This window comes from Christiangramia pacifica (assembly GCF_057221535.1).
Genome location: NZ_CM170146.1, coordinates 2,431,864 through 2,446,835, shown reverse-complemented (window position 1 = coordinate 2,446,835; position 14,972 = coordinate 2,431,864). Strand labels below are relative to the sequence as shown.

At 37.3% G+C, this 14,972-nt stretch carries 11 protein-coding genes and 1 pseudogene; 2 read left to right on the top strand and 10 right to left on the bottom strand.

Translation table 11 applies throughout. The annotated features are described in order from the left end of the window. Positions 1-230 precede the first annotated feature (230 nt). The 4 genes and pseudogenes from AC2S94_RS11205 to AC2S94_RS11190 all read right to left on the bottom strand — a co-directional run bounded on the left by AC2S94_RS11205 (position 231) and on the right by AC2S94_RS11190 (position 3,740). Positions 231-839 (bottom strand): IS1634 family transposase, encoded by a 609-nt coding sequence (locus AC2S94_RS11205; RefSeq protein ID WP_484630912.1) that lies wholly within the window; start codon positions 837-839, stop codon positions 231-233. A gap of 303 nt (positions 840-1,142) precedes the next feature. Beyond that, positions 1,143-1,301: pseudogene (locus tag AC2S94_RS11200) on the bottom strand (TolC family protein); the annotation flags it as partial. 357 nt (positions 1,302-1,658) lie between these two features. Further along, positions 1,659-2,150, bottom strand: coding sequence for a GbsR/MarR family transcriptional regulator (locus AC2S94_RS11195; protein ID WP_219548108.1), 492 nt, complete (start codon positions 2,148-2,150; stop codon positions 1,659-1,661). A 1,002-nt stretch (positions 2,151-3,152) separates the two neighbouring features. Continuing rightward, a complete protein-coding gene (locus tag AC2S94_RS11190) occupies positions 3,153-3,740 on the bottom strand; it encodes a molybdenum cofactor guanylyltransferase (protein ID WP_484628694.1) in 588 nt (195 codons plus the stop codon). Between the two features lie 277 nt (positions 3,741-4,017). Between AC2S94_RS11190 and AC2S94_RS11185 the strand changes: the two genes are divergently transcribed. Then, positions 4,018-4,386, top strand: a complete 369-nt coding sequence (locus AC2S94_RS11185) for a DUF7009 family protein (protein WP_484628693.1) — start codon at positions 4,018-4,020, stop codon at positions 4,384-4,386. Then, on the top strand, positions 4,387-6,690 hold the full coding sequence (locus tag AC2S94_RS11180; RefSeq protein ID WP_484628692.1) for an FdhF/YdeP family oxidoreductase: 2,304 nt from the start codon (positions 4,387-4,389) through the stop codon (positions 6,688-6,690). It begins immediately after the preceding gene. A 94-nt stretch (positions 6,691-6,784) separates the two neighbouring features. Here the strand turns inward: AC2S94_RS11180 and AC2S94_RS11175 are convergent, their stop codons facing one another. The 6 genes from AC2S94_RS11175 to AC2S94_RS11150 all read right to left on the bottom strand — a co-directional run bounded on the left by AC2S94_RS11175 (position 6,785) and on the right by AC2S94_RS11150 (position 14,967). Continuing rightward, a complete protein-coding gene (locus AC2S94_RS11175; RefSeq protein ID WP_484628691.1) occupies positions 6,785-8,530 on the bottom strand; it encodes a class I mannose-6-phosphate isomerase in 1,746 nt (581 codons plus the stop codon). 7 nt (positions 8,531-8,537) lie between these two features. Further along, positions 8,538-9,464, bottom strand: coding sequence for an ROK family protein (locus tag AC2S94_RS11170; RefSeq protein ID WP_484628690.1), 927 nt, complete (start codon positions 9,462-9,464; stop codon positions 8,538-8,540). A 3-nt stretch (positions 9,465-9,467) separates the two neighbouring features. After that, positions 9,468-10,856, bottom strand: coding sequence for a sugar porter family MFS transporter (locus tag AC2S94_RS11165; RefSeq protein WP_484628689.1), 1,389 nt, complete (start codon positions 10,854-10,856; stop codon positions 9,468-9,470). 41 nt (positions 10,857-10,897) lie between these two features. Then, a complete protein-coding gene (locus AC2S94_RS11160; protein ID WP_484628688.1) occupies positions 10,898-13,276 on the bottom strand; it encodes a GH92 family glycosyl hydrolase in 2,379 nt (792 codons plus the stop codon). Positions 13,277-13,431: 155 nt separating this feature from the next. After that, entirely contained in the window at positions 13,432-14,160 is a 729-nt protein-coding gene (locus AC2S94_RS11155; RefSeq protein ID WP_484628687.1) for a GntR family transcriptional regulator, read from the bottom strand. Between the two features lie 108 nt (positions 14,161-14,268). Further along, entirely contained in the window at positions 14,269-14,967 is a 699-nt protein-coding gene (locus AC2S94_RS11150) for an SGNH/GDSL hydrolase family protein (protein WP_484628686.1), read from the bottom strand. Between the last annotated feature and the right edge of the window lie 5 nt (positions 14,968-14,972).

Below are 14,972 nucleotides of genomic sequence, written 5' to 3'. Positions count from 1 at the left end.
AAGTTGGTTCCATTCTTAATTTCTATCTAATCGATATCATAGGCCTTTGCAATGGATCTGTCTCCTTTCCATTTATCAGTGGTGACCTTTGCCTCCCTACTGATGTTGTTGACAAAGATTGTAGCGACTTTACCGAGAATGCTCTATGCGCCTGGCTTACATGCGCCTGACCTTCTAGGGTAAGTTGTACGGCTTTGACCGCTTTCTCCTATCTTCAGCGTTGCAATACCCTAGAAATTTTTCTCGATGATTTGATATAATTCAGCCTGCTGATCATCCATTTTCAGGAACTTTGATTTAGTTTGTTTAGAATCAGGAAGGGTATAAGTTATTTGATAAATATTATGTGTGAGTTCTGCTGCTTTTCTTATTGATATAGTAGATTTTTCGGCATGGAGCTGCCTTTCCAATTCCTTGTAAATACTATAAACCGTAAATGAGATGCAGATATGGGCTTCGATCCGGTGACGCAATCTGTGGTAAATGGGCCGTATTCGTAAATCGGTCTTTGACATTCTGAAGGCTTTTTCAATATGCCATAAGTTTTTATAATTTTCGACTACGAGTTGACCTGATAGTTCTGTATTGGTTGCGTAGCCTTTCAATCCATCCCAGGCGTTGTCTTTCCAGAATTTTTCATAATCAATTTCAATGGTCACATCTCCCTGCATTTTTAGATATTTATTGTAACCCTTATTGTTGATGTTGGATCTGGTGAGCTTTCCAGATTTTATCCGCTTTTGCAGGCGCTGCAATCCTCTTTCTCGGTTGTGCTCATCTTTTGCCGCTCGATTGTTCGAATAGGTAAAAATCAGACGGGTTTTTTCAGCCTTTGGTATTTTGATCATTTGGCCATCAGTAAGCTTTTTTGCCAGTATCTGTTTCTTTATTTTTTTGGTTCGTTGTGTGCTGTGAGTGAGGGCAACTTAAAAGCATTAAAAAACACCAGTTTTGTATTTAACAGTTGAGCTAATGATGCTGAATACAGAACAGCATTGTCTGATGTTTTAGAAAAATTTGTCGCAACTAGGATTGAGCACATAGTTTTGATTAAAAAGGTTTATTAAGTATTTAATATTATCTCCATCCGCCGCGCAGCGCTTCATATTAGTCTACAAGCGAAACTAATTGTTGTAACTTTCTTCAACTTCATTTTTTCTAAACTCGAATTTTTTAGTTTCAGATTCAAAGGTAAACAACGCATTAGATACTTCACTCCCGGCAATCAACAGGGTCTTCTTAAACTCAAGTAAGGCTTGCTGTTGCTGTGCAAATGCAACTTCTTTTTGAGTCTTGGCTTTACTTGTGCCACATTGATAAGTGCTTTGCGGCTGCAGCACCTTGACTCAACGGCTGTGTCTCAAACTTATATAACACTTCGCATTTTCGTAATTTTTTGCCCTTCGTCCACCAATACTTTTTGAATGTAACCAGATGTTTTAGCTCTAACATCACTGTTTATTATGCCCTCACTGGCTGCCGGCTATTCTGTAAATCCTGTAACTGTTTTAGGTTGCAGTTGTGTTACTGGAAAAGGTACAGGTGGCCTTTGAGAAACTTGTGGGTTTTCTTGTTTATCACTACAACTTACAATGACTAAGCATACACTTAGTGACTAGATGGTTATCAGTTTATTGGATTTCATTTTTAATCTGACTTTAAATATTAAACTGGTTCTCTCTTAATTGTTTTATTGACATACTTGCTTCATCTAAAAATTTGATATAGTCATTATGAAAATTTAAATCGAATTTTTCTTCTTCATTTATAATTTTTTGTGTGTTAATCGTCTCTTTATATTTCTTTATTTCTAAATGTAACGCTTTAACTTCTTGCCATTCATTTATCATAGCATCGATGTACTGAACAATCAAATCCTTATTTATAATGAAATATCTTTTGCGATCTCCAGTTTTTGTGATATACACTATTTTTTTTAAATCCTGTAAATGATTGAGGTGTGTAGAAATAGTACTCTTACTTGCGCGAAGGATTGTCACCATATCGTCAAATGTGGTACCTATTTTACCTGTAAGAATGATATAAGCTAAAATACGTGCCGCAAATGGAGCTAACTGTTCTCTATTCTCTAAATGCACACCTAGTTTTTCAACTAAGTCCATTTTTTCTCTGCATATTTTTTCTTTCATTTCGAATTGTTTTTTCTCCTCATTGTCGATAATTATTAACTCACCCACAGTAAAATCCAGGCAAAAATAGTTATGGTTTCGAACAAACCGAACTATTCGAAATTAAATTTTTATTGATTATTGTTTATATATGATTTTACAACGTTTTTAGCTCAGTTTATAAATATGTGGTGTTGTGAAAATCCTTCATAAAATTTCAATAAGAATCCTGAAACTAAAGCTTCAGTTGAGTCTCTCCAGGATTTGCTCCCACAGAACTTGAATTTCCTTACAAGGGATAACCACCCCCATTTTACATTACTTGCAGTTATTATTTCGTTTTCAGGTTTTGTGTGGTTTATTGTTGGTTTTTCCGGCTTTATAGAGTAGGCACCTACTTCGTGCGATTAGTTGTTTTCTAGTATCTCCATTTTCAAAGATTAGTCACTGGAAGGTTTTTGTTTTTTAAGAGGGCTTGTTTGATTTGTTCATTCTCTAGGTCTATGGCATATCTTGTAAGGCTTCTAATGTAAGTTTTTGTACCTGGAAGTATTTTAAGTAGTTGTTCTATGATGGGTCCTACTTGGAGCCAATTCGAAGTATAAACTCAATATTAGCTCAATGCCTTATTTTACTAATATTATTTAATGACTGTATTTTATGCAACATTTTAGTAGTTATTTTAAGATGTTAGAAATGGTTTTGTACCTGGATTACACCTCATTTTTAGCTAAGCCCAGCAAAATTAGGAGTTGAAAACTTCTGTATTGGGAAGTAACCAATTGAACCGACAAAAAGCAATTAATCATTAGTGATTTATAAAAGACCGGTAATATTTATATACTTAAACACTGTTCGGGTTCTATAAGAAAAGATACACTGAAAAGAATTTTAAGTCAGTAAAATCTGAAAAACTCTAACTATAGTCAATAAAGGTTTATTTTCAATAATCAGCAGCGTTAGCAAGAAAATTTTTAACCTGGCTATTGATCTAAACATTTTTCTAATAATATAACTTGCTAATCATTCTTTTTCGGCAGCTCTTAATTCTTCGACGGTATTTAAATTTTGTAAAACCTCGGCATTTGAAAGAGTATTTAGATCCAGTAATTTATAAGTTTGCTTTGTTATAAAATCTTGCATTTTCAATTCGCCTTCCTGTAATGCGATTTCCACCTTCTCTTTCAAACCTTTCGGGTAACATGCAAATAATGGTGAAATTTGGGTAATGTTTGTAGCAACAGTTATAATTCCTTTTTCAGCAAATCCTATTAAGTTATTTATTCCGTTTCCATTTATTTTCGGCATATCGCAAGCCAGTAATAAAACCATAGGAGCCTGGGAATAAATAAGAGAAGTATACAATCCTCCTAAAGGTCCTTTATTTGGAATTATGTCCTTGTAAACAGGCTTCCCAAATTTCAGATATTCTTGGTTACTACTAACTATACTAGTCTTTAAATCTAATTCATCAAGAACTTTAAGAATATGCAGGATCATCGCCTTTCCTTTAAACTTAACCAGACCTTTGTCTGCTCCCATCCTTTTGCCCTTGCCCCCGGCTAGAATAAAAACTTCGATTTCTTCTTTTTTTACCACTTTATATTTCAATTACGGAATTCGAATATACATGATTCTCAATGCCTAAAATTAGTCTTTTGTATGTTGAAAATCATCTTCTATATTATCCTAATAACCAAATAATTAATACAAAAAAACTTTGGTTCCTAATAAATCAGAATATTCCAAATTCCTGCAAAAACCTTAGACTAAGGTTAAAATCCTATAAAATCGATCATTTCCTGGACTATTCTTAATTCTAATTTAAATCCTAAACCGTAACTTTAAGTGTTTTTACATAGTTACTGTCAAATAATATAAAAGCATAATGAAGATAAGAATCAGAGGGAATTCGGTAAGATTCAGATTAACGAAAAATGAAGTAGAACAATTATGCCGAGAAAATTTTATTGAGGAAAGAACCAATTTTCCTCACATGGATTTCGTCTACCAGGTCAAAGCTGCTGAAGTTGAACTTTTAAACATCGATTATTTAAATAATATAATATCTCTGCAAGTTTCGAATACACTACTGGAAAATTGGGAAACCAATGACAGAGTGGGATTTTCAAATTCTGTGGTTACATCGCAAGGCAAAACAATAGATCTTTTACTTGAAAAAGATTTTACCTGCCTGGAAGATCGTGGAGAAGATGAATCTAATAATTATCCTAATCCCAAATCTCTCGCCATTTAAATGAAAAATAATTCTGAAAGAAAAGTAAATCACAGGGGTCCAACGGAATTCCAGGAACTCAAATTTAAAGAACCTGTCACACACGCCGCAGGAAAATTGGGAATTAGAGAAACTGTAAAGCACACTTTTAAGGAAATGGGCGTGGTAGATTCGATGCGAGCCTTATTTACCATTAATCAACAGGATGGCTTTGATTGCCCTAGTTGTGCCTGGCCAGATCCGGAGAAACCTTCAAAAATTGGAGAATATTGCGAGAACGGGGCAAAAGCCCTGGCAGATGAAGCCACCCACAGCCATATTGCTGCTGAATTTTTTCAGAAATATTCAATTGAAGAGCTTTCAGAATTAAGCGATTTTCAGCTGAATAAATTTGGAAGGCTTGTGGAGCCTCTCGTTTTACGTGAAGGTAGTAAGCATTATGAAGCAATATCCTGGCAGGAGGCTTTTGAATTAATTTCAGAAGAATTGCGCAGTTTAGATTCTCCCAATGAAGCGATCTTTTACACTTCTGGCCGCTCCAGCAATGAGGCTGCTTTTTTATATGGAATGTTTGTTCGTGCCTATGGAACCAACAACATGCCGGACTGTAGTAATATGTGCCATGAATCTAGCGGTGTAGCATTAAGCGAAACTCTGGGAATTGGAAAAGGAAGCACCAAGCTGGAAGATTTCTACGAAGCCGAAGTGGTGATGATCGCCGGGCAAAATCCGGGAACCAATCACCCCAGAATGTTATCTGCCCTGGAAAAATGTAAGGAAAATGGCGGTTATATTATTGCCATAAATCCGCTGGAGGAAACCGGACTGGTCAATTTCAAAAATCCTAAAAATGTAAAGGGATTGATTGGCGGCGGTGAAGATATTGCCGACTTGCACCTGGCGGTAAATATCAATCAGGATATTCCTTTAGTGAAGTTGATACTTAAACGTCTTGCGGAAAAAGATGCGTTAGATGAAACTGTTTTTGACCATGAATTTTTAAAGGAATATACTGATGGTTATTTAGAATTAATCGAAGATCTAAAGTCTTTTGATGAAGAGGAACTTCTTGCCTTAACTGGAGTTTCTAATGAAAAAATTAATCAGGCCGTAGAGGTGCTCGCTAAAAAGACCAAAATTATTGTCTGTTGGGCAATGGGACTTACCCAGCATAAAAATGGGGTGGAAACCATTCGGGAATACGTGAACTTATTGCTTCTGAAAGGAGCCATTGGAAAAGAAAATGCCGGTACCTGTCCCGTTCGCGGACATAGTAATGTTCAGGGCGATCGAAGTGTGGGAATCATGCATTTTGTTGACGAAGATCTGAATAAACGCATCAAAAAACACATGAATTTTGATCCGCCAACCGAAAAAGGTATTGACGTGGTAGAATCTATGGAAGCGATGCATGAAGGTAAAGCAAGTATATTTTTCGCTTTAGGAGGAAACTTTTTAATGGCTGCTTCAGATACAGATTATACCGCGCAGGCGCTTAATAATTGTAAACTAACGGTACAAATTAGTACCAAGTTAAACCGTTCTCATTTGGTGACCGGTAAAAAAGCATTGATCCTTCCTACTTTTGGAAGATCAGAAAAAGATGAGAAGAATGGAAATTCTCGTTTCCTGACTATGGAGAGTAGTATGGGACGCATCAGGCAATCTAAAGGTATTTTAAAACCTGCTTCCAGCAATATTATGAGCGAACCTGAAATCATCGGAAATCTAGCACACACCTTTTTTAAAGGAAAACATCCCGTAGACTGGAAAGCGATGGGTGAGGATTATGAATTGATTCGCGAGAAAATTGATCTGGTGGCTAAAGGATTTGAAAAGACCAGTGAGCGATCTAAAGGTTTTGGATACTATCTTCCTAACAATGCGCGGCATAGAGATTTTAGCATGTTACCTAATGGAAAAGCACAGATCACGATCAACAAACTTCCGGACCACAAGCTCGAAAAAGATGAATTGATGTTGATGACCATTAGAAGTCACGATCAGTTCAATACCACAATTTACGGGCTGGATGACAGATACCGCGGAGTTTATAATGAACGCCGTGTAATTTTCATGAATTCCAAAGACATGGCAGATCGTAACCTGAAGCAATTTGAAATAGTGAATTTAACCAGTACCTACGATGGTAAAAAAAGAATCGCCTACAAATTTAAAGTGCTGCCTTACAATATTCCCGCCGGGAATATAGCCGCGTATTTTCCGGAAACCAATCCATTAGTCCCTTATAATCATTTTGCCGAGCGGAGCAATACTCCAATAAGCAAGTCTGTAAAGGTTCGAATTGAAAAGGAATTTAAATAATGCTATAAAAGAGCTAAAAAATATTGCTGATGAGCGATATTAATTGAAATTTTGACCATTCCAATTGATCAATATTTAAGGTTGGTCAAATAGCCTATTTTCTTACGTAAGCTTTTATAGTTCCACATTTTAGACCCTCAGATTCACCGTAAGGACGAATAGTGTACTCCCCTACTGCAGCAGGAATAATAAAAGTTTCTGCATAATGCACTATAAATGGTGGGAAAGAATCTGTAGGACTCTCAATAATAACTTCCCTACCTTCCACTAGATTCAATACGTTGACGCCTCCACCGGTTGTATGAGTTACTTTATCTGTAAACCAATGTCTTCTCGTCTCAATAAAATTAGTTTCATATAAACCTGTTCGCTCTTCAATCCAGGAATATCCTTCTTCAATTTTTTCAATATTATTCACCAGATTTTCTCCTGTCCACTCCCTGGTTCTATCCCACTGAATCACTTTTTCACCATGACCTATGTTAATGGGCCTTGGCTTATTGTCCATTCCCAGGCGACCCCAGTCGTACAACTTAAAAGTGAAAATATATGGAGTGGCGCTTATTTCCAGAACCATACTGTCTTTACCTGAACAATGAACTGTTCCGGCTGGAATCAATACATGATCGTGTTTTTTTACCGGCCATTTAGCAACATGCTTTTCAGCCTCAAAAGTGCTCCCATTTTCCTGGGCGTCTTTTAATTCGGAAACCATTTTCTCTGGCTTGATATCTTCGTTAAGGCCAAGATATACGTGAGCGCCCTCTTTGGCATCCAGGATATAATAGCTTTCATCCTGGGTATAAGACATTCCGAATTTCTCTTTAATATAATTCTTATCGGGATGGACCTGCAGACTTAAATTCCCTCCATCCATAGTATCTAGAAAATCAAACCTAATAGGAAATTCTGCTCCAAACTTACTATATACCTCATCGCCTAACAGATCCTTAGGCTCTCTCAGCACCAGGTTGATAGCAGGAGTTTCAAAAACTTCGGAACCAAAAGCCAACAGGATGCTGTTTTCTTCGGGAACGCAATCGAATCCCCAGGCATAATTTACTGCAGAACGGTCCAGATCTACCACTTCCTTGAGCCATTGACCTCCCCAAACTCCAGGATCGAAAAATGGTACAACGCGAAAAGGCTGGCTATTTGCTTTCTTCAATCCAGCATTTAATAAATCGCCGGTAATCATTTTAGGATTGTTCCTTTTATTTCCGTCAATGAAATAATCAACCTTATCGAAGATGGAGAGTTTATGCTGATCCAGCACCCTCCAGTCTACAAAATAGGATTGTTTGTAAAGCAATGTAGCTTCAATATCCTTATTTTGAACCCCTAAGTTACTTACCTCCTTATTACGCATACGCTGCTGGATCTCCCAGCGAGCCATATCTATATAGATCACCAGGTCTGGATCTGAAACAAGTGTTGCTGCAGGCCCATAGACGATCTTCAAAACCTCATCTTCTTTCTGGGTTTGTTTTTTAAACTGATTGGATCTATCCTTATCCAGAAAATCCTTCATTTTCAGATCGGTCATATATCCAAAAACGCGATCATCGGTTACAAAAGGATAAACCATTTCTTCTATCGCCTTAACTTCTTTAAAAGCTTCTGAAGTGTTGTAAAAGTGATATGAGGGTAATAATTGATCCAGTGCTTTCTTTACCTCAAGATCATCGACTCCCTGATAGGTTTCAATCGCAATGACCGAAGAAGGTTCCTGATCAATACGATCATTTAAACTTTTTGCTATGTTTTCCCATCCCGAAATGCACTCTCCGTCATTTTCGCTAACCCGTATGCTGGGATTTTTATCGTAGTTAAATTTCATAGTAGATTTATATTTTTGATAAATAGCAGACACCTAAGATTCCTGCATATTTTGTTTGATTGGCCGTTTCAATTCTAATCGAATCTTTGGGCAGCCATGATCTTTCATTTATTCTTTTTTCGATAAAAGGAATGATCTCATTTTTGCTTTTCATTATTCCTCCTCCTATGATCAATAGTTCAGGATCGTAGGCATGTAAAAGATTTATGATTCCTGAAGACCAGGCTTCCAGACTTTTATTTTTTAATTTTTCTGCAGCGATATCGCCTTTAGAAGCTAATTCGAAAATGTCTTTGTACCCGAATGAGGACATTTTAGAAAGCTCGCTTTTTTCGTGATTTTCGATCTTCCTGAGATTTTTTGGCAGGGCCCAGGTTGAGGCGGCAGTTTCCACACAGCCTACATTTCCGCAGTTACATTCATCTCCTTCAAAATTTATACTCATATGTCCGCCCAGGTTTCCCGCAAGAAAATTTCTGCCACGTAAAAGTTTACCTTCAATAAGTACTGCGGAACCCATCCCGGTTCCCAGCGTTACCATGACAATATTATTACATCCTTTTCCGGAACCATATTGCCATTCTCCAATTAAAGCTGCCCTGGCATCGTTCTCCACAGTTACCGGTACATTCCAGTGACTCCTGGCCCAGGAATTTAGATCTGCTTTATGAGCATCGCCATACTTGACATATTTGGAAACAATTTTGTTTTTCTGATTATCCACGATTCCAGGAAAAGCAATACCTATTCCCAATAATTTATAGTTTGCGATTTTTAGATCTATATCGCTTACTAATTCATCAAGACGATCCTTCATACTTAGATCTGATTTCGCCGGAAACATTTCTGTTTCCAATAAATTGCTTTCTCTATCTACCAGACCTAATTTGATCTGGGTTCCGCCCATGTCTATTCCCAAAAAAACCTCTTTCACGAATTATCTATTTTCCATTTTTATAAGATCATCTTCTCTCCAGCCCTTTTCAATTTCTTCAAGACTCTTTTGCTTTGTTTCCGGCACGAACTTCCAGGTGAAGACCAATAGAATCAAGGCATTTACCATAAAAATGAAGAAGGTACCAGCGCCTCCAATCTGGTCTAATAGAACAGGAGTTAACTGGGTTATTAGTATAACCCCGACCCAAAGAATTAGCGTACAAACCGACATAGCTATTCCTCTTGTCTTGGTTGGGAAGATTTCTGAAATGAGAACCCATGGGATTGGCCCTAATGAAGAGGCAAAACTCGCAATGAAACCCAGAATAAATAATAAAAGCCAGGGACCTTTAAAAATTTCAAAATAGAAACACAGGCCGGTACCAAGTAAACAAATTACCATTCCACTTATCCCAACTAAAAGTAATTTTCTCCGGCCTGCCTTATCTATTAAACCTAAAGCAACAAATGTAAATATCGTATTTATGAGTCCGATTAAAATAGTCTGGGAAAGCGCCGATTCTACTCCGATGCCTATACTTTTAAAAATTTCCGGAGCAAAATAAATTACGGCGTTAATACCGGTAATTTGCGAAAATAAAGCCAGCACTACACCAATGATTAAAGCCATGCGGTATCGTTTCCCAAATAGTTCTTTTAAACTTCCTTTCTCCTCATTCAAGGTAGATTTGATCTCAATTTCAATTTCTGTAGCTTGTTTTCCATTCACCTTTTTCAGAATATCACGAGCAACCAGATCTTTTCCCCTTTTTAATAACCATCTTGGGCTTTCAGGAACGGTAAACAATAAAGCAAAAAAGATGATGGCAGGAATGGTTTCAGAACCTAACATATATCTCCAGCCGTAGTTTATATTCCAATCTGCAGATCCATATCCCGAAATCCAATAATTTACTATGTATATTATATTTATCCCCAGAACGATCGCCAACTGATAGACGCTCACCAAAGTTCCCCGAATTTTCGCCGGAGCAACTTCTGAAATGTATAATGGCGAAAGCATAGAGGCGGCTCCCACCCCTAAACCTCCGACAAAACGGGCTAAAACAAATGAGGTAAGATCATTAGCAATTGCTGAACCTAAAGCAGATATGAAAAATAAAAGAGCGGTAAAGATTAAAACTTTCTTGCGCCCCAATTTATCACTTGCATACCCGGCAACCATGGCTCCGGCTACACAACCCCAAATGGCACTGCTTGCTGCCCACCCAACTAGCACAGGAGATAATTGAAATTTTTCCTGAAGAAAACCTATCGCTCCGGCTATAACCGCGGTATCGTAACCAAATAACAATCCGCCAAGAGCTGCAACGGTTGTAATCTTAATAATATAAGTTTTAGAAATTTTATCTGGGATTAGTTCTGACATTTATAATTTTTAATAGAATTCAATATCTGGATCGATTTAGCCTATTCCCACAGCTTAAAAAGGTCTTTATTCGGTGAGCTTCCCATCGTAAAGATTAAGTGAGCGCCATCTTTAAGTTGATCTAATGAAATCTCTCTTTGATCATATGGCTGACCATTTAATGTGACGGACTGGACATAATAATTCTCGGGACCATTATTTTTGGTTTCAATAGTTATAGTATTTCCATAACCGTTTTTAATATCGATTTTGTTGAATAATGGACTTCCCAGCTGATAAGAAGGATCGATCTCTGTAAGACCTTTTACATCAAAAAGCCCCATAGAACTCATCACATACCAGGCTCCTAATTGCCCCTGGTCTTCATCCTGACCAAAACCATATCCATGAACTCCCCCGGTTCCATAAAATTCATCAGAAATTCTACGCACCCATTTTTGAGTTAACCAGGGATGATCTGTATAGTTAAACAGCCAGGCGATATGAAGGTTTGGTTGGTTCCCCTGGTTATAGAGATATTTAACTCCGGCAAAGGCATCAATATCCTCTCCTCCGAATTTTGTTTTTTCAGAAATTGTAAAAATTGAATCCAGGCGTTTTACAAAACGTTCCTCACCCATACGATTTACCAGTTTTCTAGGCGTGTGAGGCACATAGAAAGTATATTGCCATGCGTTACCTTCCTGAAAACCTGCCCATGGTTCAAATGGGTCAAAATCTTCCTTAAATTCTCCAGAAGGTAATTTTGGTCGAACGAAATTGGTCTGGTCGTCATATATGTTCTCCCAGTTACTCGATAATTTCATCAGCTCTTCATAAGCCGAATCTTTACCCAAAGCTTTGGCAAATTGCGCTACGGCATAACTGCTATAACTGTATTCCAGCTGATGCGATACTGAAAATCCAGAACCTTCAGGGGTAGTTTCCCATCCAGGAACAAAATCTATATAACCCTTATTAACAAATTGACCCAGATCTGTTTTCCCTGCACCTTCATTACGATCTTTATATTTTACTTCATTCTCGTATGCTGCCTGGAAAGCCTGCTCAATATCATAATCCCTGATTCCTGACTGGTAGGCTGAAGCAATTACGAGGCCTACGAAATTGGTGCCTACTCCAGATACAAATTTTGAATTAGCAAGCCCGTCTCCTAACCAACCCGAGTTTTCATATACAGCCAGGTGTGTTTGGACAAAATCGTTAAAATATTCCGGCCAAACCAGGGCCCATAACTGGGTTAAATTCCAGTAAGCTCCCCAAACTGAATCTGTATTATAGAATTGAAATTCCGGTTTTCCATTCTCATCCATTGGAATTTGACCAACAGTTCCATCATTCTGCGGAAATTTACCATTCACATCACTAGCCAATCCACGACCTAATAGGGCATGAAACAATCCGGTATAGAACTTTGTTTTATTTTTAACGGAAGTATCAGCAATCTGAATTTTATTTAGTTCTTCACTCCAGGTATTCTGAGCCAATTTCTTCGCCTCTTCAAAAGTCAGGTTTTCAGCTTCAGATTTTAAATTTAGGCGGGCATTTTCTACGGAAGTATAAGAGAATCCTGCTTTTATCTCTATGGCTTCGTTTTCCTCAGTTTCAAATTTCAGATAAAGACCTGAGCCTTTTCCCTGAATTGTAGCCTGATTTTCATATTTATCATTGCCTTTAAAAGTTCCAAAAGAATCAGGTTCCTCACTTACTTCTCCAAAAAAGTACATTTTTACAACTCCATCTGGCTGATACTTCTTCACATACTCGGGATAGGTAATTACCCAGCCTTCAATTGTATTATTATCCATATTAAAAGTAACGGAAGCATCTTTTACCTCTCCACTTTCACCTAGCTGGTTGCCCACATCAAAAATGAGGTAGCTTTCGTCATTCTTAGGAAAAGTATAACGCTGAAAACCTACTCTTTTAGTAGCAGTCAATTCAGCCATCACATCATAGTCTTTTAATAAAACGCTATAATATCCTGGTTCTGCGATTTCATTTTGCCTATCAAATCTTGACCTGTAACCTTCATCAGGATTTTCCAGTTTTCCAGGTACTGTTTTCAAATCACCGGTCATACCTGTGAATAAAAAACCACCAACCTGGAATTCGTGAAGATTAGCGAAACCTTCTATGCTATTATGTCTTTCATCATAACCTACAGCTTCCCATCCATTTTCATTTCCATAACTACCATTGGTAGACGGACCTAACTTGGCCATTCCAAATGGTACAGCAGCCGGAGTGTAAAAGAACCATCTGCTGTGCGCCGTACCTATGTTGGGATCAACATAAGACATTGGACCTTCAACTTCAGTATTCTGCTCTTTTGGTTCGTTCAGATTTTTCTGTGCACAACCACTTAGAGTTATGAAAGAAAAAATTATAAAAAGAAAGGGTAAACTTCGCAATTTCATACTAAATGAATTATTTATTATTTGTGCATATGTACAAACATATTAATTTTATTTAAAGATATCTTAATATTTTTCAAATTATTTTTGCAGACTAATAATTTTAACTATCAGTAATTCCTAATTTGACAAAATAAATGAGAATTTTCTGGTTTAACTCATCTCGTACTTTCAACGGTATAAAGAAAACTATCCGCTTTATAATATCCGAGGTTATATTCTATAGGTCTTTCGCCCTGATCAAATACAAATCTTTTTCTGAAGAGAACTGGCGAACCCTCCTCTATTTGTAATTTACTTCCAATGAATTCACCAGCAGCCGTGGCGCTGATTTCTTCTTTAGAAAGTGAAGCGATCACTGAATGTTCCTTTTCCAGCATCTCGTAGAGTGGTCGAGTGAAATCTTCATTGCCGGTAAGCTCAACACGAGGATGGAAAAATGAGATAAAATAAACAAAAGGTTCATTTGGCCTACCACGAAGACGTTCCATCTTTAGTACCTCTCTTCCTTTTTTAATTTCAAAAAACTTAGCTAATTCCTCGTCTGCGGGAACCCAGCTTAAATGAAGTTCAAAATTCTTGATCGGGATGCCTCGCAATTTCATTTCCTGCGAAAAACTTAGCCAGTTGTTAGATTTGGAACTCACCGGTTGTGGAGCCACCTTGGTGCCCATTCGTTTCTTTCGAATGAGCAGTCCTTCGAATACAAGTTTCTTAACAGCCTGCCTAACGGTAGATCTTGATATAGCCAGTTTTTTTGCTAATTCAACTTCACCGGGAAGAATTTTACCCTCTCGGTACTCTTCCTTTTTTATCAATTCACGCAGTAAATCTTCTACCTGGGCGTGTAAAGGAACCGGACTTTTGTGATCTATTTTAAATTCCATTATTGACATTCATATGAATGAACAATACTACAAATTCTTTTTTGAATTTGATTCTGTTACTCATCATAGGCTTCATTCAGTCTTAAGAAATTATTCAGCCCTTAGATTTTAATAAATGCTATTTATTTTTTCTAGAATTAAAGGCTCCATTACTTCATAACCCGCTCTGGTAGGATGAACACCATCTTCAGCATATTCCCTTTTCATGCCTTTTTTAGAATTGGCAAGATGACTAAAAAAATCCATGTAGCTATGCCCGTTTTTTAAGGCATACTGTTCCATCCAATCATTGATTTCCTGGATCTTAGCTACGGGTTCTAAACCAGGACGCCAGGGATAATCATATACCGGAAGAATCGAACTTAGAATGACCCTGGTATTATTTATTTCAGCCAGTTCAGCCATGGCCTTGATATTATCTATGATCATTTTTACTGAAGAAAACCCCGTATTGCCGGCGATATCATTGGTACCAGCAAGAATTACTACTATTTCCGGCTTCAGATCGATTACGTCAGGTATAAATCGTATAAGCATTTGAGGCGTCGTCTGACCTCCAATTCCTCTTCCGACAAAATTATTATTCATAAAAAAATCTGGATGCATATTTACCCAGCCTTCAGTAATAGAATTCCCCATAAACACAACCTTCGGAAAATTCTCGTTTTCTATGATCTCTTTATTTGATTTTCTGTATTTAGAAAGGTTTGCCCAATCCTGACTCATTAATTCCTCATATTTTTCAGTTTGACAAAAACCAAGGTTAAACATAATAATAGAAGTTAATAACAAAAATTGCTTTCTCATATAGA